The sequence below is a fragment of the Pseudocitrobacter cyperus genome (assembly GCF_039889165.1).
Taxonomy (GTDB): domain Bacteria; phylum Pseudomonadota; class Gammaproteobacteria; order Enterobacterales; family Enterobacteriaceae; genus Pseudocitrobacter; species Pseudocitrobacter cyperus.
Map to the genome: position 1 here is coordinate 427,164 of NZ_JAYMYY010000002.1, position 23,691 is coordinate 450,854.

Sequence of the window (23,691 nt, forward strand, 5' to 3'; positions counted from 1 at the left end):
CAAATGGACATTCAAACAGGAGAGCATCATGTCTAAAGATACCAATGCAGATAACCTGCGCGCGGAACTGAAATCACTGGCTGACACTCTGGAAGAAGTATTGAATAGCTCCTCTGATAAGTCGAAAGAAGAGATAAGTAAGCTGCGCAGTAAAGCGGAAAGCGCGCTGAAAGAGAGCCGCCATCGCCTGGGCGAAACCAGCGATGCGCTGGCCAAACAGACCCGCGAAGCCGCGGCGCGTGCCGACGGTTATGTGCGTGAGAACCCGTGGACGGGCGTGGGAATTGGGGCTGCGGTCGGGCTGGTACTGGGCGTGCTGCTGACGCGTCGCTAATAATGGCGGATTATCAACACACACAAGGCCCGGGGAAAAACATCCTCGGCATCGGCCAACGGCTGGTGACCGTGCTGGTGCAGATGGTTGAGACGCGGGTGCGCCTTGCGGTGGTAGAGCTGGAAGAAGAGAAAGCCAACATCTTCCAGCTATTACTGCTGGTTGGCTTAACCCTGCTGTTTGCCGCTTTCGGCCTGATGAGCCTGCTGGTGCTGATTATCTGGGCGGTCGATCCGCAATATCGGCTGAACGTGATGATTGGCACCACCGTCACCTTGCTGGCGCTGGCGTTAATCGGCGGGCTTTGGACGTTACGTAAAGTGCGACGCTCAACCCTGCTGCGCCACACGCGTCACGAACTGGCCAATGACCGGGCGCTGCTGGAGGACGATCGTGAGTAACCGAAAGGAGCGTGAGGCACGTAAGGCGTATTTGCTGAGTCAGATTCAGCAACAGCGGCTGGACTTAAGTGCGGGCCGACGCGACTGGCTGGAACTCACCCACGTCTACGACCGCAAATGGGCGATGCTGCTCAGCCTGCGGACCTGGGCTCTGGCAGGTAGCGGCGTGTTCGCCGTCTGGGGGTTGCGTCAGCCAAACAGGCTGGTGCGCTGGGCACGACGCGGATTCAGCGTCTGGAGCGCCTGGCGGCTGGTGAAAAATACGCTGCGTTAATCTGACACAGGCCCGGTATACCATGCCGGGCCTTGTTTTTAGGCAAGCGCTTCTATCTCGGCAACAGTCAGACCGGTGGTTTTGGCGATAATCGCCACGTCGATGCCGGTGGCTAACAATGCCTGGGAGATTTGGCGTTTGGCGTTGCGTTCGCCTTCGCGCTGACCTTTATCAAGCCCTTCCCGAAGCCCTCTACGGAGCCCATCCTTAATACCTTCGCGACGCCCTTTGTTCATCCCTAACCGACGGCCAAAATCGATCCCTTTTTCCCGCTCTTTTTCCATCCACTCCGCAATCGTCATCAACGTCTCCTTATGTTGAGGTACCTTACGCGCCAGCCGGCGAAAAAAGACAAACAGACTGGCGGAACGGCCGGCCTGCGCGATATAGCTCATCACCGCCTCGAACTGGCTTTCGGTAATGTAACCTGGCGCTAAAAGCCTTGCCAGCGCATCGAGTACGGGTAACGGCAACCTTCGCCGTCAGCAGGCAATTCACCACTCCCCGAGCAGCCTCGACAAAAATATTCATCTTGCATTGCATTACTCAGAATTTTTGAAGCAATTCGACAGTTTTCCTTGCTAACAATTGATCCAGGCCGCGGGTATTCTTCTTTCCATCGACAGCAGGCACACGGCATCAACGTGTATTTGCACAATAAATAACATTGTTCGCCCGATGGGTTCTCTGGAGTTGTAAGATGAAAAAATTAGAAGATGTTGGTGTACTGGTAGCACGTATTCTGATGCCAATCCTGTTCATTACCGCGGGCTGGGGCAAAATCACCGGTTATGCGGGCACCCAACAATATATGGAAGCAATGGGCGTTCCTGGTTTTATGTTGCCACTGGTTATTCTGCTTGAGTTCGGCGGCGGCCTGGCAATCCTGTTTGGCTTCCTGACCCGTACCACCGCATTGATTACCGCGGGCTTCACCATCCTGACCGCGTTCCTGTTCCACAGTAACTTTGCGGAAGGCGTAAACTCGCTGATGTTTATGAAAAACCTCACCATCGCAGGCGGTTTCCTGCTGCTGGCTATCACTGGCCCGGGCGCATTCAGCATCGACCGCGTGCTGAATAAAAAATGGTAATCGCACTATACTGAATCAAAGCGAGGAGACATCTCCTCGCTTTTGCCATCTGAAGGAGAGAAAAAATGGGACAACTGATTGACGGCGTCTGGCATGATACCTGGTATGACACCAAATCCACCGGGGGAAAATTTCAACGTTCAGTCTCGGCATTCCGTAACTGGCTCACTGCGGATGGTGAAGCAGGCCCGTCGGGCGTCGGCGGATTTGCCGCCGAGAAAGATCGCTATCACCTGTACGTTTCGCTCGCCTGTCCGTGGGCGCACCGCACGCTGATCCTGCGTAAACTGAAAGGGCTGGAGCCGTTTATCTCCGTTTCCGTCGTCAACCCGCTGATGCTGGAAAACGGCTGGACTTTCGATGACAGCTTCCCGGCGGCGACCGGCGATTCGCTGTATCAGCATGAATTTCTTTATCAACTTTATCTGCATGCCGACCCACACTACACCGGCCGCGTGACCGTGCCGGTACTGTGGGATAAGAAAAACCACACCATCGTCAGCAACGAATCTGCCGAAATCATTCGCATGTTCAATACGGCTTTTGATGGTCTGGGCGCAAAAGCGGGTGATTACTACCCTGTTACGCTGCGTGAGCAAATTGATGAGCTGAACGGCTGGATCTACGATACGGTGAATAATGGCGTCTACAAAGCCGGCTTTGCCACCAGCCAGGAGGCCTACAGCGAGGCCGTGGAGAAAGTGTTTACCTCGCTGGAACGCCTGGAGCAGATCCTCGGTCAGCATCGCTACCTGACAGGCAACCAGTTGACCGAAGCGGATATTCGCCTGTGGACGACGCTTATCCGTTTTGATCCGGTCTACGTCACCCACTTTAAGTGCGACAAGCACCGCATTAGCGATTACCTGAACCTGCACGGCTTTATGCGCGATATCTATCAGATGCCAGGTATTGCCGAAACGGTGAATTTCGATCACATCCGCAATCACTATTTCCGCAGCCATAAAACCATCAACCCGACTGGAATCATTTCCATTGGGCCGTGGCAGGATCTCGACGAGCCACACGGGCGTGATGAACGCTTCCGCTAATGACACAGGGCATCCTCAGGGATGCCCTATTAATTTGTGACATCAATATTTACCACCATTTCATTCACGGCTATTCTTAATTCTATCGCTTAGAAAACAAGTGATTAACGAATAGCAGAGGCAGAAAATGGATTGGTATCTCAAAGTTCTCAGAAATTACATCGGTTTTGGCGGCCGCGCGCGGCGTAAAGAGTACTGGATGTTTATTCTGGTCAACGTCATCTTTACGCTGGTGCTGGGTATTCTCGATAAGATGCTGGGCTGGCAGCGCGCCAGCGGCGAAGGCATTCTGACAACCATTTATGGTGTGCTGATTTTCCTGCCCTGGTGGGCCGTCCAGTTCCGCCGTCTGCATGACACCGATCGCTCGGCTTGGTGGCTGCTGTTGCTGCTTATCCCGATTATCGGCTGGCTGGTGATTATTATTTTCAACTGCCAGGCGGGCACACAGGGCGACAACCGCTTTGGGGCAGATCCGAAGTTGATTTCGTAGCGCGTTATTGCCCCCCCCTCACCCCGCCCTCTCCCCATAGGGGCGAGGGAGAAAATCAGCGCAGTCCATTAGCCCGAGCGCGGTCGGTTCCCTCTCCCCTATGGGGAGAGGGCCAGGGTGAGGGGAAAACACCTACTTAACCGCCAGCAGCTTCTGAATTTCCCGCAAACACCACGACTTCGCTTCGCCCATGCTGTCGCGTCGCCAGGCCATGATAATTTCCACTTCGTTGGTGTATTCCGGGCTCACCACCCGCAAACGCCCCTCGGCGATATCTTTTTCCACCAGCGGATAAGGCATGGTCGCCACGCCTAGACCGGCCAGCAATGCCTGGCGTTTATCCTCCATCGACGTGACCGTCAGGCGCGGCTGTTTATCCAGCAACTGCACCGTAAGCACCGGACGCTCGCGCGCGGTATCAGCCACTGCCACGCCGCGGTATTTCACGCGCGTCACTTCGGATAGCGGCTCGGGTTCCTGATGAATGGGGTGATCCGGTGCGGCAACGTATACGTTCATCACCGAATAGAGCTTACGAGAGTTAATTTCCGACGAAGAGCGAAAGTGCATATCCGGTGCAATCACGATATCCGCGCGCCCCTGCTCGAGCCGCTCCCAGGCGCCAGCCAGCACTTCGGTAATGATTGAAAGCTGGGTATTCGCTTTCGCCGCCAGCTTTTCGATAAGAGGATAAAGCGTCGGAGTCGGGATCAGCGCTTCGGTGACAATCGTCAGATGCGTTTCCCAGCCGCGCGCCAGTGCTTCAGCATCGGTCGTCAGCTTATCCGCCGCTTCCAGCAGCACGCGCCCACGCTCCAGAAGCATTCTCCCGACATTAGTGAATTTTGTTCGATGACCTGAGCGGTCGAACAACACAACGTCCAGTTCTTCTTCCAGCTTTTGCATGGTGTAGCTTAATGCAGACGGAACGCGCCCCAACTCATCAGCCGCAGCGGCAAAGCTGCCGCGACGGTCAATTGCATCCATCACCCGCAGGGCTTCCAGCGTTAATGCTCTCTCTTTAGCCATCGTTTTATCATTCAGGAAATTTGAATATAGCGGGCAGAATATCTGGCTAACAATGCAGCGTCCATACCTTTACCATTGATTTAGTGTAAAGAGAGGTCAAAAACTATGATTACTACCCGAACAGCCAAACAGTGTGGACAGGCGGACTTCGGCTGGCTACAGGCTCGCTACACTTTCTCCTTTGGACACTACTTTGACCCAAAACTGCTGGGATACGCCTCTTTGCGTGTCCTGAACCAGGAAGTGCTGGCACCAGGGGCCTCCTTCCAGCCGCGAACGTACCCGAAAGTGGATATTCTCAATATCATCCTCGAAGGGGAAGCGGAGTACCGCAACAGCGAAGGCCATCATGTCCAGGCGAAAGCAGGCGAAGCGCTGCTGATTTCGACCCAGCCGGGCATCAGCTACAGCGAACATAATTTGAGTAAGGATAAACCGCTCACCCGGATGCAACTCTGGCTGGATGCTTGTCCGGAACGCGAAAACCCGCTGATTCAGAAAGTGGAAATTGAGGATACGGTGCGGCAACTTCTGGCTTCGCCGGATGGCGCAGGCGGCAGCCTGCAGTTGCGTCAGAAAGTGTGGATACACCATATCGAGTTGAAAAAAGGCGAGAAAGCCAGCTTCCACCTGAACGGCCCTCGCGCCTACCTGCAGTCTATCCACGGTACCGTGCACGCTGAAACGCAGGCGCTGGAAAAAGGGGCGCTCACCTGCGGTGATGGCGCATTTATTCGTGACGAAGATAACATAACGCTGGTTGCCGATACGCCGCTGCGCGCTTTACTGATAGATTTACCTGTGTGATTTTCAGGATGAAAAGAGTGAGCAGATGAGTAAGAAAAGCAATAAGAAAGCACAGACAAAAAAGCAGGTAAAACCAGAGATTACCGTTCCCGTCAGCTTCGGTTACGAAGAGATGTTAGGTGAGCTGGAAGCGATTGTCGCAGACGCCCAAATCCGCCAGTCGGAAGAAGAAGCGGCATAAAAAAATCCCCGGTATTCCGGGGATTTTTGTTTCTTCAGGCTATCGCTTTACGAGACATAATCTCAATAATCTGCTTATCAGTGTGCTGCATAGCATGGCGTGCCAGCGCACAAAGGTTAGCAATAGAGCGTTCGACATCATCCGCCACAATACCTTCATTACCGCTTACCGCCGAACCATCCAACGCCAACAATACCGCTTTCCACGCCGCTGCCGCGCTGGTGGAGACTTTCATCGCGCAGCTATTGGAAGCGCCATCGCAAATCATTCCGCTGACATCGCCGATCATACTGCCGATCGCCATTGCGATCGTTTGATAGTCGCCACCGGCCAGCCACGCCATGCCTGCCGCCGCCCCCATCGCCGCAGTGGTCGTCGCACATAGCGCGGAAAGCTTTGGAAGCTGGTGATGGATATAGATGGCGCTGAGATGCGACAATATCAGCGCCCTCGCCAAACGCTCCTCGTCGACGGCGAAATGCTCGGCAACAACCATCACCGGAACCGTTGCGGTGATCCCCTGATTTCCGGAACCAGAATTGGTCATGGCGGGTAATGTTGCCCCTCCCATTCGCGCATCCGACGCGGCGCTGGTACGGATCAAAATAGCACTCAGCAAATCCTTCGCCAGCAAACCGCGCTCACGCTGCTTTTCCAGCGTTGCGCCAATGTGCAATCCCTATTCTCCACTCAAGCCTTCCTGCGACAGCGCGCCATTTAGCCTTGCCGCATCGAGAATGAAACGGATTGACGCAAAAGGCACCCCCTCAACAAAGGCGAGGATCTCTTGTAGAGAGGTGGCAGACAACACCGCGGCTGGCGACGTCCGGGCGTCGCGCGGCCCAACATCGGGTTGAGTAAACTGCACCCCGTTGTGCGTCTCGATACGAACAACATGCGTGTGCCCGCCAACAATGGTTACGCAGGCCCATGCTTCACCGCACCAGACTTTAGCCTGCGAGAAAAGAATATCCTCGCAGGGCTCCTGCAACGTCACCGACACCTTACCGGCCGCCAGCAGCGCTTTCGCTTCTGCGACAGCATCAGGCGTCGCATTTTTCAACACTTCAAGCCCCGCCTCGGCATCCCCCCCAAGCGCCCCCAGCGCCGCCGCCACTGGCAGCCCAACCATGCCAGTACCAGGGACGGTAACGCCCAGACCGTTCTTCATCAGGTTTGGCGATACTTTTGCATCAATACGCTCGACCACGCCATCCAGCTCAGAAGCGGCGATAGCCGCGGCCAGCGCCAGAGAAATGGGTTCGGTACACCCCAGCGCAGGTTTAACTTCTTCCTGAATCACGCTGATAAACTGCTGCCATAATGGGTTCAATGATGTTTCAAACATAGCCATAACCTTCACGTATCAGGGAGCTCAGGAGAATGCCAAAATCGGTGAGATGCACAGCAACAAACCAGTGACGATAATGAGGTACAACGACGCTCCTTTGTATTTGTGCAGTGCGGGAACCTTGTAGACCAACAACGCCGGGATCAAACACCCAACCAGGCCAAAAATCGGGCTACAGATGGAAGTGAAACTGAGGATCGGCAGGTTAGTCACCTGTGCCCCCCAGGCCATCAGCACAATCGCCACGCTCACAACCCGACGCAGCAGCACTTTGTTGATCTCCTCTTCTTTACGCGTCCGCAGGAGGAAATTCATCACCAGCCCCATGCATGCCTCGCGAAAACCGAGAAAAACGCCAAAAAACGAAGAGACCACCGCAAAAACGTTGATCACAATACCGGCGACAGTCACCCAATTACCCGGTATATAACGCGCAGTAATTGCCAGAGAGGAGATATTCTCTTTGCTGGCCTCTACGGCCTGCTCATGAGACAGCCCCAGCGAAAAAGAAACCGCGTAAAAAAAGACGATGACAAACAGCAACACAAAAGCGACGCGCATCGCCCGTTGCGCTTTAAAGCGCGCCACTTCAACGGACTGATTCTTCGCGCGGTAGGCGATGACCATCGGACTCAGTGACTGAATAAACAGAATAGAGGTCAGGGTAAACGGCAATGTCACAATCGCATTTTTGATAAGCGTCCCGATTTCCGGCACGGCCCCAGGATGCTGCCAGTTCCAGTGCGGGATCATCAGTATTCCGAGTATTGCTACCGCCACCAGAACGGTCGTCGCCATAAATCCGGCCAGACTGAAGAGCAATTTTTCCCCGGTGGAAGCCATAACCACCAAAATGCAAATAAGGCCTAATCCATAAAGTGGATTCGTCGACAACACACCGTCGGTAACGCCGAAGGTATACAGATAAGAGGCGCTGTCATTGGTGATCGCCAGGGTGTACACAAATACCCAAATAATCAACATAATGAAATAGAGAACGCCTAATAGCATCCCTGTATTCTTACCCAGGTAGCCTGCGATAATATTGGGGTAGTCAGTACACTCTTTTGACTCCACCAGCGTATTAATAAAAAGCTTTTGAAACAGAAACATGGCCGGATAGCCAACCACCGACGAGAGCAAAAATACCCACAGCCCCATGATGCCGACCTGAACAGGCAAAAACACGATGCCCGCCCCTATCGCCATTCCGATGCTCATGGTGATCCACCCGATATCAACACTGTCAAAACGTGTCGCATTCCGCCATTCGTTTGCCGTCATCCCCTCCGGGGCAGACGAGCCAGACATTGTATTCCTCGCCATTTCCATACGTTTACGCTCATGTGTGTAGGGTTTTATTATTTTCGTTCCACTCCGGGGCGATGTGGGGAACGTGCGCTGCAGGCAAGTCATTAGAATGAGAAAATCATACGCGCGGGAAGGGAGAAAGTCTTACCAATAACAAGCATATAGTTTCACCTTGTAAATAATATTTTTCTATTTACCTGATTAAATATGCTGTTATTTTCTCTATTTGAATGCGATCACAACAAAATAATAGTAAGAGTATTAATACAGCAACTAAATACCATCACAGTGATGTATTCATTTTACTCCTAAAATGCAAAAACCCGCCGAAGCGGGTTTTTGCATAAAAAAAGTGAAACTGACCGATAAGCCGGGTTCTGTCGTGGACAGTCATTCATCTAGGCCAGCAATCGCTCACTGGCTCAAGCAGCCTACCCGGGTTCAGTACGGGCCGTACCTTATGAACCCCTATTTGGCCTTGCTCCGGGTGGAGTTTACCGTGCCACGGACTGTTGCCAGCCGCGCGGTGCGCTCTTACCGCACCCTTTCACCCTTACCTGATCCCACTTGCGTGGGCCATCGGCGGTTTGCTCTCTGTTGCACTGGTCGTGGGCTGTTACACCCCCCAGGCGTTACCTGGCACCTTGCCCTATGGAGCCCGGACTTTCCTCCCCTCCGCCCGTCTCCCCCGAAGAGGACGACGACGAAGCGGCGACTGTCTGGTCAGCTTCGGCGCGAAGTATAGAGGGTTTGCGCGCCCTTGTCACCCCGCACTGCGCATTCCGACCGCAAGCGTAGCCGCAACGTTGCGCGAAGCGCGATAAATATTGTCGTATGCGCCCCTGAAGGCTTCTTCCAGCGAACCGATGCTGGTCAGTACGCTGAATACCGCATCGATACCATATTGATGAACCACGCCGACATCGCTCGTCAGGCTACCCGCAATGCCAATGACCGGTTTATGGTACTTCTTCGCCACACTCGCCACCCCGACCGGCACTTTACCGTGAATACTCTGGCTGTCGATACGCCCTTCGCCAGTGACCACCAGCGTACAATCGTGGATATGCTCTTCCAGATTCAGCGCCGTAGTGACAATCTCAATGCCGCTTTTTAGTTCTGCACCAAGAAAAGCCATCAGCGCAGCCCCCATGCCGCCCGCCGCCCCCGCACCAGGAACCCCTTTGACTTCAACGTGCAGCGATTTTCTGATGATATCGGCGTAGTGGGACAGGTTGTCATCAAGCTCGTGGATCATCGCCTCACTGGCACCTTTCTGCGGGCCGAAGATACGTGATGCGCCGTTATCGCCAACCAGCGGATTAGTGACGTCACAGGCAACGCGGATGGTACAATTTTTGATGCGTGGATCGAGGCCCGAGATATCAATCGTGTTCAGGCTGTTAAGGCAACCGCCGCCAAAACCAATTTCGGTACCGTTCGCGTCGTGAAGTTTCGCCCCCAACGCCTGTACCATGCCTGCGCCGCCATCGTTAGTGGCGCTGCCGCCAATGCCGATAATGATGCTGGTTGCGCCGCTCTCCAGCGCCTGCAAAATCAGTTCACCGGTGCCGCGCGAGGTCGTCACCAGCGGGTTACGCTTTTCTGCTGGTACAAGCGCCAGGCCACTGGCGGCGGCCATTTCGATAAATGCCGTTTTACCGTCGCCGGAGATCCCCCAGCATGCTGTCACCTTCTCGCCCAGCGGGCCGGTGACAACGGCAGAGCGCTCAGATCCCTGGGTGGCGGCAATCATCGCTTCCACCGTTCCTTCGCCGCCGTCAGCGACCGGAACAGACACATACTGCGCATCAGGAAAGATTTCCCGAAATCCTTTTTCTATCGCCTGAGCTACCTCGCTGGCAGAAAGGCTTTCTTTATAAGAGTCTGGGGCGATTACGATTTTCATATCATTAGCCTGTTACTGCACAACGCCAGTTGGCATTTTACCCGTGTAGGCCCGGACGCTGCACACCATCCGGGCTGGACGTCATTAGCGGGTGACTTCTACTTTCGCCAGTTTTTCGTAGTAGCACGCCAGAGCGCTGTGATCCGCCGTTCCCATGCCATCGGCACGTAGTGCCTGCATCATCTCCATGACGGCGGCAGTCAGCGGCAGTTGCGCGCCTACACCGTGAGAGGTATCCAGCGCGTTGGCCAGATCTTTTATATGCAGGTCAATGCGGAAACCTGGTTTGAAATTCCGATCCATCACCATCGGCGCTTTCGCATCCAGCACGGTGCTACCCGCCAGACCACCGCGAATCGCCTGGTAAACCAGCTCCGGGTTTACGCCCGCTTTGGTTGCCAGGGTTAATGCTTCAGACATCGCCGCAATGTTTAGCGCCACAATGACCTGGTTTGCCAGCTTGGTAACGTTACCCGCACCGATTTCACCTGTGTGCACCACCGAGCCCGCCATTGCTTTCATCAGGTCGTAATATTTGTCGAAGAGGGCTTTGTCGCCGCCAACCATGACGGACAACGTGCCATCAACCGCTTTCGGTTCACCGCCGCTCACCGGCGCATCCAGCATCTCCACGCCTTTCGTTTTTAGCGCTTCGCTAATTTCACGGCTCGCCAGCGGGGCAATAGAACTCATGTCGATAAGCACAGTGCCGGGCTTCGCCCCTTCGATAATTCCGCCTTCACCCAGCGCAACCTCTTTTACGTTGGGAGAGTTCGGCAGCATGGTGATAATCACATCGCACTGTTCAGCAATCGCTTTAGCCGTGGTGGCGGTTTCAGCGCCTGCGGCGATCAGTTCAGCAACCGCTTCCGGGTTATGGTCGGAAACCACCAGCGAGTAACCGGCTTTAATGAGGTTTTTACTCATTGGTTTACCCATAATGCCCAGGCCAATAAAACCAACTTTCATCGTCATAATTGTGTCTCTCTCTTGTTGCAGTGGTGGTTATTTTTTAAAGGAATCAGCCAGTTTTTGCGTGGCACTTCGGAAAACGCCGAGATCGCTGCCGACGGCAACAAACGTTGCGCCCCACTCCAGGTAACGGCGCGCATCGGCTTCTACCGGCGCCAGAATGCCGCTCGGTTTCCCGTGTGCTTTGGCACGAGCAAAAATGTGCGCGATGGCTTTCTGCACGTCAGGATGCGAAGCATTGCCGAGGTGGCCCAATGCTGCTGCCAGGTCGCTTGGGCCGACGAAGATGCCATCCACACCGTCGGTCGCGGCGATAGCGTCAACGTTATCCACACCCTGCTGGCTCTCGATTTGCACCAGGATGGTGATGTTCTTGTTCGACTGCGCAAAGTAGTCAGGCACTGTGCCAAACATATTGGCGCGGTGAGATACTGAAACGCCGCGAATGCCTTCCGGCGGATAACGAGTGGACGCAACGGCCTGTACAGCGTGTTCTTCCGTTTCCACGAACGGGATCAGGAAGTTATAAAATCCGATGTCCAGCAGGCGCTTGATAATCACCGGCTCGTTAGTCGGCACACGAACAACCGGCGCACTGCTGCTGCCTTTCAGCGCCATCAACTGGGGAATGAAGGTGGAGATATCGTTTGGCGCATGTTCGCCGTCCAGCACCAGCCAGTCGAACCCGGCCAGGCCCAGCACTTCAGTGCTGATAGGGCTTGCCAGCGCAGACCAGCAGCCAATTTGAATCTGTCTGGCGGCCAGCGCGGCCTTGAATTTATTCGGGAAGATATCGTTATTCATCACTTATACCTTGTCTCTTAACCGTTAATTATTTCTGCAATTCCATACGCTTGATGTCGCCGACGACAAACAGGTAGCAAAACATCGCCATCAGTGCCGAACAGCCGACGAAGACCAACGCGGCGTTAAAGGAGTGCAGTTCACTAACCAGATAACCAATGACCAGCGGAGTGACAATGGAGGCTACGTTGCCAAACACGTTAAATACCCCGCCGCACAGGCCTACAATCTCTTTTGGCGCAGTATCGGAAATCACCGGCCAGCCCAGCGCGCCAAATCCTTTACCGAAGAAGGCCAGCGCCATCAGTGTCACCACCAGCGCGGTGTTATCGGTGTAGTTACACAGGATGATGGTCGACGCCAACAACATACCCAGTACAATCGGTAACTTACGCGCTAACGTAATGGTGGCCCCGCGTTTAATCAGATAATCCGAGAACACGCCACCCAGTACACCACCGGCGAACCCGCACAGTGCCGGAATCGATGCCACCAGGCCCACTTTCAGAATCGACATCCCTTTTTCCTGCACCAGATAGATCGGGAACCAGGTGAGGAAGAACCAGGTGATGGTGTTGATAAAGTATTGCCCGAAGAACACCCCCAGCATCATGCGGTTGCTCAACAACTGCTTGATGTAATGGAGTTTTGGCCCCTGTGTCGTGCTGCCTGGCTTTTTGTGGTCCATGTCGACCACTGCGCCATTTTCGGAGATAAACTTCAGCTCCTCCGCCGACATGCGTGGGTGGTCGGTCGGGTTATGAATGAGCTTGATCCACAGCGCAGTAAGGACAAAACCAATCACCCCCATCACGGTAAAGACGTGTTCCCAGCCCCATGCGAAGGTCAGCCAGCCCAGCAGCGGCGAGAAGAGCGCCAGTGAGAAATACTGCGCTGAGTTAAAGATTGCGGACGCGGTGCCGCGCTCTTTGGTCGGGAACCAGGCCGCCACAATGCGGGCGTTCGCCGGGAAGGATGGCGCCTCGGAGAAACCCAGCATAAAACGCATAAAGAACATAGAAATGCCGGCCCATGCCAGCGGGAACATATCCACAAAGCCCTGCAGGAAGGTAAACAGTGACCAGAAGAAGAGGCTGTAGGAGTAAACTTTCTTCGAGCCGAATTTATCGAGTAGCCAGCCGCCTGGAATTTGCATTAGCAGGTAAGCCCAGCCAAACGCAGAGAAGATATAGCCCATGGAAACTGCGCTCAGCTGCAGCTCTTTTGCCACTTCGGTACCCGCAATGGATAAAGTGGCGCGATCCGCGTAGTTAACGGCAGTAACAATAAAGATGATTAATAAAATTAAATATCGGGTTGGCACAATTTTTTTCGATTCGACAGCAGTATCCAGCATCATTTTATTTATCCTCGGGTACAGAGTGCCTTATATTATTTATTTTGTACGAAGACATATTTCACTGGTTATTTATTATCGAATATCTAACCAGACACAATGAAATCGTGATTCAGTATAATCAGCATCGCTGGCCTGCACACTGTGCATTTCCACAATTTGAATATTTTAATAACGCATACTATTGAGCATATGCCCATCACCATGGGCGCTAATGCACAGATTTACGTATTGCCCGTCCTGTCAGAGATGAGAGGACATTAAGTGGTGATCTAAGTCACATTTTTACCCGCAAACTCCTGACATTCTTGATGCCATCACGCGGTGTATTAATTTTGCTTCGTCAGAAAGCGATACCCTTTATTGTAAATTTTAAGGTTTACCACCTGGCTGGAGAATACTGGACAATGGCTAACATCGAAATAAGGCAAGACGCGCCAAAAGCATTTTATATAAAAGTGCACGATACAGATAATGTCGCGATTATTGTCAATGATAATGGCTTAAAGGCAGGAACGCGCTTTCCTGATGGCCTGGAGTTAATTGAACATATTCCGCAAGGCCATAAGGTGGCATTAGTGGATATTCCTCTTAACGGCGAAATCATCCGCTATGGTGAAGTCATTGGCTACGCCGTGCGCGACATCGTCAAAGGCAGTTGGATTGACGAGTCTACTGTCGCACTACCGGAAGCGCCGCCGCTAAATACCCTGCCGCTGGCGACCAAAGTACCGGAGCCGCTGCCCGCGCTTGAGGGCTACACCTTTGAGGGCTATCGCAACGCCGATGGCAGCGTGGGGACGAAAAACCTGCTGGGGATCTCCACCAGCGTCCACTGCGTCGCAGGTGTCGTTGATTATGTCGTCAAAATTATCGAACGCGACCTGCTGCCGAAATATCCCAACGTGGATGGTGTTGTCGGCCTGAATCATCTCTACGGCTGCGGCGTGGCGATTAATGCACCTGCCGCTATCGTCCCCATCCGCACGATCCACAATATCGCCCTGAACCCGAACTTTGGCGGCGAAGTGATGGTGATTGGCCTCGGCTGCGAAAAACTCCAGCCGGAACGCCTGCTCGAAGGTACGCCGGACGTAAATGCCATCCCGGTCGACAGCGCCAGCATTGTGCGTTTGCAGGATGAACAGCACGTCGGTTTTAAATCGATGGTTGATGATATTTTGCAGGTGGCTGAACGTCACCTGAAAAAACTGAACGCGCGCCAGCGTGAGACCTGCCCGGCATCTGAACTGGTCGTCGGCATGCAGTGCGGCGGCAGCGATGCATTCTCAGGCGTGACGGCGAACCCGGCTGTAGGTTACGCCTCCGATCTGCTGGTGCGCTGCGGCGCAACCGTGATGTTCTCAGAGGTGACTGAAGTACGTGATGCTATCCACCTGCTGACGCCCCGCGCCATTAACGAAGAGGTCGGGAAACGTCTGCTGGAAGAGATGGCCTGGTATGATAACTATCTTGATATGGGCAAAACTGACCGCAGCGCCAACCCGTCCCCCGGCAACAAAAAAGGCGGGCTGGCAAACGTAGTGGAAAAAGCGCTCGGCTCGATTGCCAAATCAGGCAAAAGCGCGATTGTGGAAGTGCTCTCGCCCGGTCAACGCCCAACCAAACGCGGGCTGATCTACGCGGCAACGCCCGCCAGCGATTTTGTCTGTGGCACACAGCAGGTGGCTTCCGGCATTACGGTGCAGGTGTTCACCACCGGGCGCGGTACGCCTTACGGTTTGATGGCCGTTCCGGTTATTAAGATGGCGACACGTACTGAACTGGCAAACCGCTGGTATGACTTAATGGACATCAACGCTGGCACCATCGCCACCGGGGAAGAAACGATTGAGGATGTGGGCTGGAAGCTGTTCCAGTTCATTCTGGATGTCGCCAGCGGGAAGAAAAAAACCTTCTCGGATCAGTGGGGGTTGCATAACCAGTTGGCTGTTTTTAACCCGGCACCAGTGACCTGATATCCTTCTGGTATATTCCTCGCAAAACATGGCTTTAGGGCCATGTTTTTATTGCCTGCCATCTCTTTGCTCGCTGGCGAGTAAGCCACGGTGTCAGGAGCGCGCATAATCGTACCCTTCATATTTAGCGATCTTCCGGCATGCTCAGCCGCCAACGAAGCAGTACTAATAACGTATTATTTTCAGGGTTGTTTCCTAAACTTTTTTATTACCGATTTTAGTGTGGCTATTGCTTTAATCAATGTCAGGGGGATCGCTTGCCTAAAGCCAGCTATCACATTGGCAAAGTAAGTCGTCGCGATTTTCCAGTGGGGGCTGAGCATCTCCATTATAGGGTCTTTTTGTAAAGTGAAGGGGGATTCAGGAGCCGCTCTGCCTGTACGCTCAGTTAGTCATTCCAGGCGTGTAATCCGAATGCCGCGTTCCGGCTCCGCCTTTTCGTGCCTTTTCATCATCATGATTGAGAGAAATGAAAATGACCGATATCAAAAAGCCTGACCTGAAATTTATCCTCCATCAGCCCTCTATAGCACAAACATATGTCGACGGAGCCAATCTCAATATACTCGCCAGCCTTATGCTGCCATTCAGTATACGAGCCTTCAATGTTATCCCTAACAACCTGAACAAAGGTACCGAACTGGCGAACAACACAGGCCAGGATGGTGTGTCTGGCATACCATCGCCGCTGGAAGTTATTGAACTGGCGTCGAGTTCCAGGCTTTCTACACAGCCCCAGGACACGCGCACCGTGCCTGTCGGCATCAAAAGCAGTTTGAATCCTGGCGCACCCACGCTCTTAGCGAGCAAAGAATCGTCGACGGATGACGATGTCGGCGGCGACGGTGCCTTCCCGCTCACCGCCAGTGACGTCGCCAGCCTCAAGAATCTCGTCAACGGGCTTGAAGGCGGTGAAGACAACGATGCTCTCGGGATCCGCGATCTTGAAGGTACCGGCAATAACCGTGTTTACCTTAACTATGGTTCGGCCGATCAGCCGTTCATACGACTCACCGACGCGCATTATGGCGCCTGGAATGAGACAACTCACAACCGCGACATCAATCCCCTGTTCTCCGGGCTGGATCCGCGTGCCATCAGCAACATCCTTGGCGCACAGGAAGCAAACCTCTCCGGCAACGCCGCTGGCGTGAACAGCTTGTTCACGGCCTTCGGTCAGTACTTCGATCACGGTCTCGATTTTCTCGGAAAGGGAGGTAACGGAACGATTCAGATTGGCGCTCCGGGTTCGTTTCCAAATCCTGCGGATCTGACTCGTGGCACCGTTGATAGCGTAGATGCCAATGGTATTCCGCAGCATCTCAACAAGACATCCCCCTTCGCAGACCAGAATCAGACTTATGGCTCGAACGAACTCGTCGGCCAGTTCCTGCGTGAGGGCAACGGGCTGGGCGGATTTACGGGCAAGCTGTTAGAGGGCGGAATAGATCCATCCAATCCGGATTTCAGGCTGCTGCCTACGCTTAGGGAGCTGATCCTGCATCACTGGAACAACAACACGCAGTTTACCGACAACTCACTGCCGGGCGATCACAGCGTGGCCTTTCAGGAGTACTTCGCCGGGTTGGTCGACAGCAATGGCGTGATCAACCAATCGATGCTCCCTGCCATGACCTCTAATTTTATGGGAAGCGGCTTCGCGCTACTGCTCGACACCAACCCCTTCATCAACCTGCTCGACCACTACGTGGCGGGTGATGGACGGGCGAACGAGAATATTGCACTCACCGCTATTCATAACATCTGGGAGCGGAATCACAACTTCCATGTCAACGGGTTGCTTGACGCCGGATTTGAAGGAACCGCTGAAGAGCTTTTCCAGGCAGCCAAGATAATCAACGAGGCTGAATATCAGCGCGTGATTTACACCGACTTTGCCGACAAGTTGCTGGGTGGGATGAGAGGTACGGGCGATCACGGCTTCGCCGGGTACAATCCGGAAGTGGATGCACGCGTCTCGCACGAGTTCGCAACGGCTGCTTACCGGTTCGGCCATTCGCTGATAGGGCAGACACTGACAGTGCTCGACGCTCAGGGCAATGCAACGCAGGTACCGCTGTTCGACGCGTTCCTCAACCCAACCAACGATACGAGCGCGTTCACCTTCCCCAAAGCGCAACTGCCTTACTCTCCGCAGCCAGGCTATGAGCAACTGGGTGCTGCCGGGATTATTGCCGGTGGTGTTGTCCAGCAAGCGGAAGAAGTCGACGTCAATATCGTCGATGCTGTCCGAAACGACCTCGTTCGTATGAGTGCTGACGTGTTCGCCTTCGACGTCGCCCGCGAGTGGGACGTCGGTTTAGGTTCGATGAACCAGATCCGGGCAGACCTGATGGCCTCTCTCGATCCGTATGTGCAGGAGGCAGTGAGCTTTGCCGGCTCCCTCACACCCTACAGTTCGTGGGAGGACTTCCAGGCGCGGAACAATCTCAGCGACACCGTCATTGGGCAATTCAGGCAGGCTTATCCCGACCTCGTGCTGGAAGAGTCTCAAATTGCAGGCTTCCTGGCAGCTAACCCTGGCTATAAATTCATCAATGGAAATACCGTCAAAGGCATCGACAGAGTTGACCTGTTCGTTGGCGGACTCGCCGAGAAACACATCAATGGCGGTGTGGTTGGCCAGACTTTCTGGGCCATCATCCACGAGCAACTTGACCGGCTTCAGGAAGGTGACCGGCTGTATTATCTCGACCGCGTGGAGCATCTCGACCTCTATGAGATCATGGAGGAGCAGGGCTTTGCCGGGATTGTGGCACGCAACACGGGCCTGACCAATCTTCCTGAGAATATCTTCGGGACGAGCCAGCTCGATAACCCGCCGGTTGTCGTCGGCCACAACCTCGCCCTTAATGGCGGGAGTGGCAATGATCTCCTCAATGGTGGGTCTGGCAACGACGTCCTCAATGGCGCTGGCGGCAACGACACGCTCAATGGTGGGGCTGGTAATGACACACTCAACGGCGGCGCTGGCGCTGATGTGATGAAGGGCGGTATTGGGAATGACACCTATATCGTTGATAATAAAGGTGATACCGTCACGGAAGATCGTAATAGCGGGACGGATATTGTCCAGACCACCCTACAGAATTACACGTTGACCAATAACCTCGAAACACTGGTGTTCAGCGGGGTGGGCACGTTCACCGGCAGAGGGAATGCCATTGCCAACACCATCAACGGTGGCAACGGTAATGACTTTTTGTATGGAATGGGAGGAAACGATCAACTGAACGGCGGGGCCGGAAATGACTCACTTGATGGTGGTGACGGCGCCGATAACCTTCAGGGCGGAGCCGGTAACGATAAAATCGCAGGCGGAGCGGGTAACGATAGGATCGATGGTGGCCAGGGCGCTGATAACATGGCTGGTGGTTCCGGGAATGACACCTTCGTCTTTAGCACAGGCTTTGGACGAGACCGTATTACCAACGGTTTCGACAGTAATCCCGGCGGTGGACAGGATCTCCTTGATTTGAATCTATTAGGCATTAGCGCGGCGAATTTTGCCAGCAGCGTCACGATTGCCGGAGGAGCCGGTAACAGTACCGTGATTACCATCGGCAATCCGCTTAATGGCAATGTCATTACTTTAGAAAACGTAAATGCTAACAGCGTCAATATTAACGATTTTATTCTAATCGGATAAGAGGAAGACCCTGTCGCGCCAGCATATGCCTGTGCTGGCGCGTGGGTCAAATACTCAGAGCGTTGATATCCCGGTAGTGGGTGACTCGGATGAGGGAAAACCAACGTGTCTCTGGTATTGAAGGATTTCACGAGCATTCAGACACTGAGCATGCTGTAACAATGTGCGCTTATCACAAAAACTTTCGATAACCTCCATTTTCTTTCGATCTTTCGTTTGTACGATCAAAATCACAAAACAAACTTACGAAACCCTATACATTCTTTCGAAGAACTCAAGCGAAACGATTCGGAGGAAGGATGTTTATCATTTCAAGCAAAACGATGCTTAAGAAAGCACAGCGCGAAGGTTATGCGGTACCTGCTTTCAACATCCATAATCTTGAGACCCTACAGGTCGTGGTAGAAACGGCAGCAGAGCTACGCTCCCCGCTGATCGTTTCCGGAACACCCGGAACCTTCAGCTATGCGGGAACAGGCAATATTGTTGCCATCGCAGGCGAACTGGCGAAAGAGTGGCATCACCCCCTCGCAATCCACCTCGATCATCATGAAAGCGCAACGGATATTGAAGCCAGGGTCGCCTGCGGCATCAGATCAGTCATGATCGACGGCTCGCACCTGACGTTAACGGACAATATCGCGTTGGTAAGGCGAGTGGTCGAATACTGCCAGCGCTACGACGTCAGCGTTGAAGCGGAACTTGGTCGATTAGGCGGACAGGAAGATGACCTGATCGTCGATGGCAAAGACGCACTCTATACCAATCCTGAACAGGCTCGCACATTCGTCGAGAAAACGGGCATTGACTCGCTTGCCGTTGCAATTGGCACCGCCCATGGCCTCTATACAGCAGAGCCTAAATTAGATTTTGAACGCCTGGCGGAAATTCGCCAGTGTGTCGATATTCCCCTCGTCCTTCATGGCGCATCAGGGCTTTCAACACACGATATTCAGCGCGCAATCTCACTGGGAATTTGCAAGGTCAACGTAGCGACAGAACTGAAAATCGCCTTCTCAGATGCCCTCAAACACTATTTTAACGCCCATACCGAGGCCAACGATCCGCGTCACTACATGATGCCCGCCAAAGCGGCCATGAAAGAGGTGGTGCGTAAAGTCATCGCAGACTGCGGATGCGAAGGAAAAATGTAGTGATTTTTAAAGCATGTTGAAAAAAAACAAAAGATATCGGAGAGAGAAGTGAAAGAGATAATTTTACGCCATAAAGCAGGTGAACATCTTGGCATTTGCTCGGTCTGTTCAGCGCATCCTTTAGTCATCGAATCTGCACTGCGCTTCGATTTGGCTACAGATAATAAGGTTCTGATTGAAGCGACTTCAAATCAGGTCAATCAATTTGGCGGCTACACCGGCATGAAGCCCGCCGACTTTCGTGATTTTGTTTATAGCATTGCAAAAAATATCGGCTTCCCTCATGAACGGCTAATTTTGGGTGGCGATCACCTGGGGCCAAACTGCTGGCAAAATGAACCCGCGGCGGAAGCAATGAAAAAATCGGTGGATCTGATTAAAGCCTATGTTGCCGCCGGATTCAGCAAAATCCATCTTGATGCTTCGATGTCCTGTGCTGATGATCCCACGCCGCTCAGGCCAGAGGTTGTCGCCCAGCGCGCAGCGCTACTCTGCCAGGCTGCTGAGGAAACGGCGACGGATGAGCAAAAACGTAACCTGACCTATGTTATTGGCACCGAAGTTCCGGTTCCCGGAGGAGAGGCCTCAACGATTGGCACAGTCCACGTCACTCATGAACAGGATGCCGCCAATACGCTGGAAACGCATCAAACAGCCTTCCGCGCATTAGGGCTGGAGGATGCCCTTACCCGGGTGATTGCCATTGTCGTTCAGCCCGGAGTCGAGTTCGACCACACGCAAATAATTCATTACCAGCCAGAAGCAGCCCAGGCGCTTTCATCCTGGATTAAAACGACCCCCATGGTGTATGAAGCACACTCAACCGACTACCAGACTCGCCAGGCTTACCGCGAGCTGGTGCGCGATCACTACGCCATTCTGAAAGTTGGCCCGGCGCTCACCTTCGCCTTGCGCGAAGCCATTTTTGCGCTTGCTCAAATGGAGAATGAAATCATTTCTCCTGAGCAACGTAGCAGAATACTGGAAGTCATTGACGAAGTTATGCTCAACGAACCCGGCTACTGGAAAAAGTACTATCGCCCGACGTGGAGCCAGGCGATGGTCGATATTCACTTTAGTTTGTCAGACCGGATTCGTTACTACTGGCCGCATCCGCGTATTCAACAAAGCGTTGAGAAATTGCTCGCAAACCTCGGGGGCATCTCAATACCGTTGGGGTTAATCAGCCAGTTTATGCCCGTTCAGTTTGAACGCCTTTCCGAAGGAACACTGACGGCTACGCCACACGATCTCATTATCGACAAAATCCAGGATGTACTCCGCGCCTACCGTTTTGGTTGTGTGCTGGATGCGGCCTGAAAACCGGAGAGTTTATGAGCCAACTATTTGTTCGCACAGGTATTCACTTTAGCTCACGCCAGCAAGCATTGACGCATATTGGCGAAGAGATGGTGGCAAAAGGTGTCGTCCATGACACCTACCCACAGGCGCTCATTGAGCGGGAGGCAATATTTCCGACGGGGATTGCGTTAGAAAAGCATGCGGTTGCGATTCCACACTGCGAAGCAACTCATGCAAAGTCACCCGCTATCTATCTTATTCGCCCGAATAACCCCGTGAGTTTCCAGCAGGCAGATGATGATGAAGAGATTGCCGTATCGCTCATTATCGCGTTGATCGTTGAAAACCCGACTGCGCAACTCAAACTGCTGCGCCGCTTATTTGGAGAACTGCAAAACCCGGACACGCTTGACGCCTTGCTAAGCGCATCTGATTCCGAGCTGGCAACGCTTTTTCAAAACACAATCCTTGAACCTGCGCCCTGCGCACAGGCTTGATAATAAACAGATAATAAAGGGAATATCCGATGAAACGTAAAGTAATTGTGGCATGTGGCGGTGCGGTAGCAACCTCAACAATGGCGGCTGAAGAGATAAAAGAACTTTGCGATGCCAATAATATCAACCTCGATCTTGTGCAGTGCCGGGTTACAGAAATCGAAACCTATATGGATGGCGCCGACCTCATCTGTACCACAGCCCGCGTCGATCGTACTTTTGGCGATATTCCCGTCGTACATGGGATGCCGTTCGTCTCTGGCGTGGGTATCGAAGCCTTACAACAAAAAATCCTGACCATCCTGAAGGGGTAACGCCATGTTTAGCGAAATCATGCGTTATATCCTCGACTTAGGCCCAACGGTAATGCTGCCGCTGGTGATTATCATTTTTTCAAAGCTGTTGGGGATGAAAATTGGGGACTGCTTCAAATCGGGTCTTCATATCGGCATTGGCTTTGTCGGGATTGGGCTGGTCATTGGCCTGATGCTGGATTCTATTGGGCCAGCCGCGAAAGCGATGGCCGAACATTTCCAGATTAACCTGCATGTCATTGATATCGGCTGGCCCGGCTCCTCCCCGATGACCTGGGCATCACAAATTGCCCTCATCGCGATCCCCCTGGCGATTGGCGTCAATATCCTGATGCTGATCACCAGGATGACGCGAGTAGTAAACGTTGATATCTGGAATATCTGGCACATGACCTTCACCGGCGCCATGCTCCACCTGGCAACGGGTTCTTACTGGTTAGGTATTCTGGGCGTCGTGGTTCATGCGGCATTCGTCTACAAACTCGGCGACTGGTTTGCTAAAGACACTCGCGACTTCTTTGGTCTTGAAGGTATCGCTATACCGCACGGCTCTTCCGCATACCTCGGCCCGATTGCAGTTCTGGTCGATACCCTTATCGAAAAAATCCCTGGCCTCAATCGTATTCATTTCAGCGCCGATGATGTACAAAAACGCTTCGGGCCTTTCGGCGAACCCGTCACCGTAGGCTTTGTAATGGGGCTGGTGATTGGCATGCTCGCGGGCTACGACGTGAAGGGCGTACTGCAACTGGCCGTGAAAACCGCCGCAGTGATGCTGCTGATGCCGCGCGTAATTAAACCCATCATGGACGGGCTAACGCCTATCGCAAAGCATGCGCGTAAGCGCCTACAGGCAAAATTTGGCGGGCAAGAGTTTTTGATTGGTCTCGATCCTGCGCTGCTACTCGGCCATACATCGGTGGTTTCAGCCAGCCTGATATTCATCCCTCTTACCATCCTGGTCGCCGTGCTGGTGCCAGGCAACCAGGTACTGCCATTTGGCGATCTTGCGACGATTGGCTTCTTTGTTGCCATGGCCGTTGCAGTCCACCAGGGCAATCTGTTCCGCACACTGATCTCTGGCGTCATTATCATGGGAATTACCTTGTGGATTGCCACGCAAACTATCGGTCTGCATACGCAACTGGCTGCGAATGCCGGGGCGTTAAAAGCGGGTGGAATGGTGGCGTCGATGGATCAGGGGGGCTCGCCAATCACCTGGTTGCTGATTCAACTCTTCACCTGGCAAAACGTTGTGGGCTTCGTGGTTATCGCCGCAATCTATTTTACCGGGGTGCTCCTTACCTGGCGTCGGGCACGTAATTTCACCGCTGTGGAAAAAGCGGCGGCAATAACAGAAAGCCAGACCTCCTCTTAATTTCAGGGGAGCAACTGCTCCCCCCTTTC

Annotated in this window: 22 protein-coding genes, 1 other RNA gene and 1 pseudogene; 15 read left to right on the forward strand and 9 right to left on the reverse strand. The window is 53.4% G+C overall.

Going from position 1 to position 23,691, the window contains the following annotated elements; genetic code table 11:
- Positions 1-28 precede the first annotated feature (28 nt).
- The 3 genes from VSR74_RS10775 to VSR74_RS10785 are packed head-to-tail and all read left to right on the forward strand — an operon-like array spanning position 29 to position 1,009.
- Positions 29-334, forward strand: a complete 306-nt coding sequence (locus tag VSR74_RS10775) for an ElaB/YgaM/YqjD family protein (RefSeq protein WP_015962914.1) — start codon at positions 29-31, stop codon at positions 332-334.
- Positions 335-336: 2 nt separating this feature from the next.
- The gene (locus VSR74_RS10780; RefSeq protein WP_347794736.1) at positions 337-735 is read left to right on the forward strand and encodes a phage holin family protein; all 399 of its coding nucleotides are present in this window, start codon (positions 337-339) and stop codon (positions 733-735) included.
- On the forward strand, positions 728-1,009 hold the full coding sequence (locus VSR74_RS10785; protein WP_015962912.1) for a YqjK-like family protein: 282 nt from the start codon (positions 728-730) through the stop codon (positions 1,007-1,009). The genes VSR74_RS10780 and VSR74_RS10785 overlap by 8 nt, the downstream gene beginning before the upstream one ends.
- 38 nt (positions 1,010-1,047) lie before the next feature.
- On the opposite strand, the gene VSR74_RS10790 is transcribed toward VSR74_RS10785, so the two are convergent.
- On the reverse strand, positions 1,048-1,482 hold the full coding sequence (locus tag VSR74_RS10790) for an RpnC/YadD family protein (RefSeq protein WP_347794737.1): 435 nt from the start codon (positions 1,480-1,482) through the stop codon (positions 1,048-1,050).
- A 227-nt stretch (positions 1,483-1,709) separates the two neighbouring features.
- Between VSR74_RS10790 and VSR74_RS10795 the strand changes: the two genes are divergently transcribed.
- From VSR74_RS10795 to VSR74_RS10805, 3 genes are all read left to right on the forward strand, one after another.
- Positions 1,710-2,102, forward strand: coding sequence for a DoxX family protein (locus tag VSR74_RS10795; RefSeq protein ID WP_347794738.1), 393 nt, complete (start codon positions 1,710-1,712; stop codon positions 2,100-2,102).
- A gap of 65 nt (positions 2,103-2,167) precedes the next feature.
- Positions 2,168-3,154 (forward strand): glutathione S-transferase family protein, encoded by a 987-nt coding sequence (locus VSR74_RS10800; protein ID WP_347794739.1) that lies wholly within the window; start codon positions 2,168-2,170, stop codon positions 3,152-3,154.
- A 127-nt stretch (positions 3,155-3,281) separates the two neighbouring features.
- A complete protein-coding gene (locus tag VSR74_RS10805) occupies positions 3,282-3,647 on the forward strand; it encodes a DUF805 domain-containing protein (protein ID WP_347794740.1) in 366 nt (121 codons plus the stop codon).
- Positions 3,648-3,779: 132 nt separating this feature from the next.
- Here the strand turns inward: VSR74_RS10805 and VSR74_RS10810 are convergent, their stop codons facing one another.
- Positions 3,780-4,676, reverse strand: a complete 897-nt coding sequence (locus tag VSR74_RS10810) for a LysR family transcriptional regulator (protein WP_015962907.1) — start codon at positions 4,674-4,676, stop codon at positions 3,780-3,782.
- A gap of 105 nt (positions 4,677-4,781) precedes the next feature.
- Between VSR74_RS10810 and VSR74_RS10815 the strand changes: the two genes are divergently transcribed.
- The gene (locus VSR74_RS10815) at positions 4,782-5,483 is read left to right on the forward strand and encodes a pirin family protein (RefSeq protein WP_347794741.1); all 702 of its coding nucleotides are present in this window, start codon (positions 4,782-4,784) and stop codon (positions 5,481-5,483) included.
- A 25-nt stretch (positions 5,484-5,508) separates the two neighbouring features.
- Complete coding sequence (locus VSR74_RS10820; protein ID WP_347794742.1) at positions 5,509-5,664, forward strand: hypothetical protein; 156 nt, start codon at positions 5,509-5,511, stop codon at positions 5,662-5,664.
- A gap of 34 nt (positions 5,665-5,698) precedes the next feature.
- Here VSR74_RS10820 and VSR74_RS10825 read toward each other — a convergent pair.
- The 7 genes and pseudogenes from VSR74_RS10825 to garP all read right to left on the reverse strand — a co-directional run bounded on the left by VSR74_RS10825 (position 5,699) and on the right by garP (position 13,371).
- A pseudogene (locus VSR74_RS10825) lies at positions 5,699-7,012 on the reverse strand (L-cysteine desulfidase family protein).
- Between the two features lie 27 nt (positions 7,013-7,039).
- On the reverse strand, positions 7,040-8,347 hold the full coding sequence (locus VSR74_RS10830; protein WP_347794743.1) for an SLC5/6 family protein: 1,308 nt from the start codon (positions 8,345-8,347) through the stop codon (positions 7,040-7,042).
- A gap of 329 nt (positions 8,348-8,676) precedes the next feature.
- Positions 8,677-9,057, reverse strand: an RNA gene (gene rnpB / locus VSR74_RS10835) — RNase P RNA component class A.
- Positions 9,058-9,089: 32 nt separating this feature from the next.
- Complete coding sequence (gene garK / locus VSR74_RS10840; RefSeq protein ID WP_347794744.1) at positions 9,090-10,235, reverse strand: glycerate 2-kinase; 1,146 nt, start codon at positions 10,233-10,235, stop codon at positions 9,090-9,092.
- An 84-nt stretch (positions 10,236-10,319) separates the two neighbouring features.
- On the reverse strand, positions 10,320-11,210 hold the full coding sequence (garR, locus tag VSR74_RS10845) for a 2-hydroxy-3-oxopropionate reductase (protein ID WP_347794745.1): 891 nt from the start codon (positions 11,208-11,210) through the stop codon (positions 10,320-10,322).
- A gap of 30 nt (positions 11,211-11,240) precedes the next feature.
- Complete coding sequence (garL, locus tag VSR74_RS10850; protein WP_347794746.1) at positions 11,241-12,011, reverse strand: 2-dehydro-3-deoxyglucarate aldolase; 771 nt, start codon at positions 12,009-12,011, stop codon at positions 11,241-11,243.
- Positions 12,012-12,039: 28 nt separating this feature from the next.
- Positions 12,040-13,371: a galactarate/glucarate/glycerate transporter GarP gene (gene garP / locus VSR74_RS10855; RefSeq protein WP_347794747.1), complete on the reverse strand. Its 1,332-nt coding sequence runs from the start codon at positions 13,369-13,371 to the stop codon at positions 12,040-12,042.
- Between the two features lie 404 nt (positions 13,372-13,775).
- Between garP and garD the strand changes: the two genes are divergently transcribed.
- From garD to VSR74_RS10890, 7 genes are all read left to right on the forward strand, one after another.
- A complete protein-coding gene (gene garD, locus VSR74_RS10860) occupies positions 13,776-15,347 on the forward strand; it encodes a galactarate dehydratase (protein ID WP_347794748.1) in 1,572 nt (523 codons plus the stop codon).
- A 475-nt stretch (positions 15,348-15,822) separates the two neighbouring features.
- Positions 15,823-19,017 (forward strand): peroxidase family protein, encoded by a 3,195-nt coding sequence (locus VSR74_RS10865; protein WP_347794749.1) that lies wholly within the window; start codon positions 15,823-15,825, stop codon positions 19,015-19,017.
- Positions 19,018-19,316: 299 nt separating this feature from the next.
- Positions 19,317-20,171, forward strand: coding sequence for a tagatose bisphosphate family class II aldolase (locus VSR74_RS10870; RefSeq protein ID WP_347794750.1), 855 nt, complete (start codon positions 19,317-19,319; stop codon positions 20,169-20,171).
- A gap of 48 nt (positions 20,172-20,219) precedes the next feature.
- Positions 20,220-21,491, forward strand: coding sequence for a tagatose-bisphosphate aldolase subunit GatZ (gene gatZ / locus VSR74_RS10875; RefSeq protein WP_347794751.1), 1,272 nt, complete (start codon positions 20,220-20,222; stop codon positions 21,489-21,491).
- Between the two features lie 14 nt (positions 21,492-21,505).
- A complete protein-coding gene (gatA, locus tag VSR74_RS10880; protein WP_347794752.1) occupies positions 21,506-21,970 on the forward strand; it encodes a PTS galactitol transporter subunit IIA in 465 nt (154 codons plus the stop codon).
- A 29-nt stretch (positions 21,971-21,999) separates the two neighbouring features.
- The gene (gene gatB, locus VSR74_RS10885; protein WP_347794753.1) at positions 22,000-22,284 is read left to right on the forward strand and encodes a PTS galactitol transporter subunit IIB; all 285 of its coding nucleotides are present in this window, start codon (positions 22,000-22,002) and stop codon (positions 22,282-22,284) included.
- A 4-nt stretch (positions 22,285-22,288) separates the two neighbouring features.
- Entirely contained in the window at positions 22,289-23,662 is a 1,374-nt protein-coding gene (locus VSR74_RS10890) for a PTS galactitol transporter subunit IIC (RefSeq protein WP_347794754.1), read from the forward strand.
- The last annotated feature ends 29 nt before the right edge of the window (positions 23,663-23,691 follow it).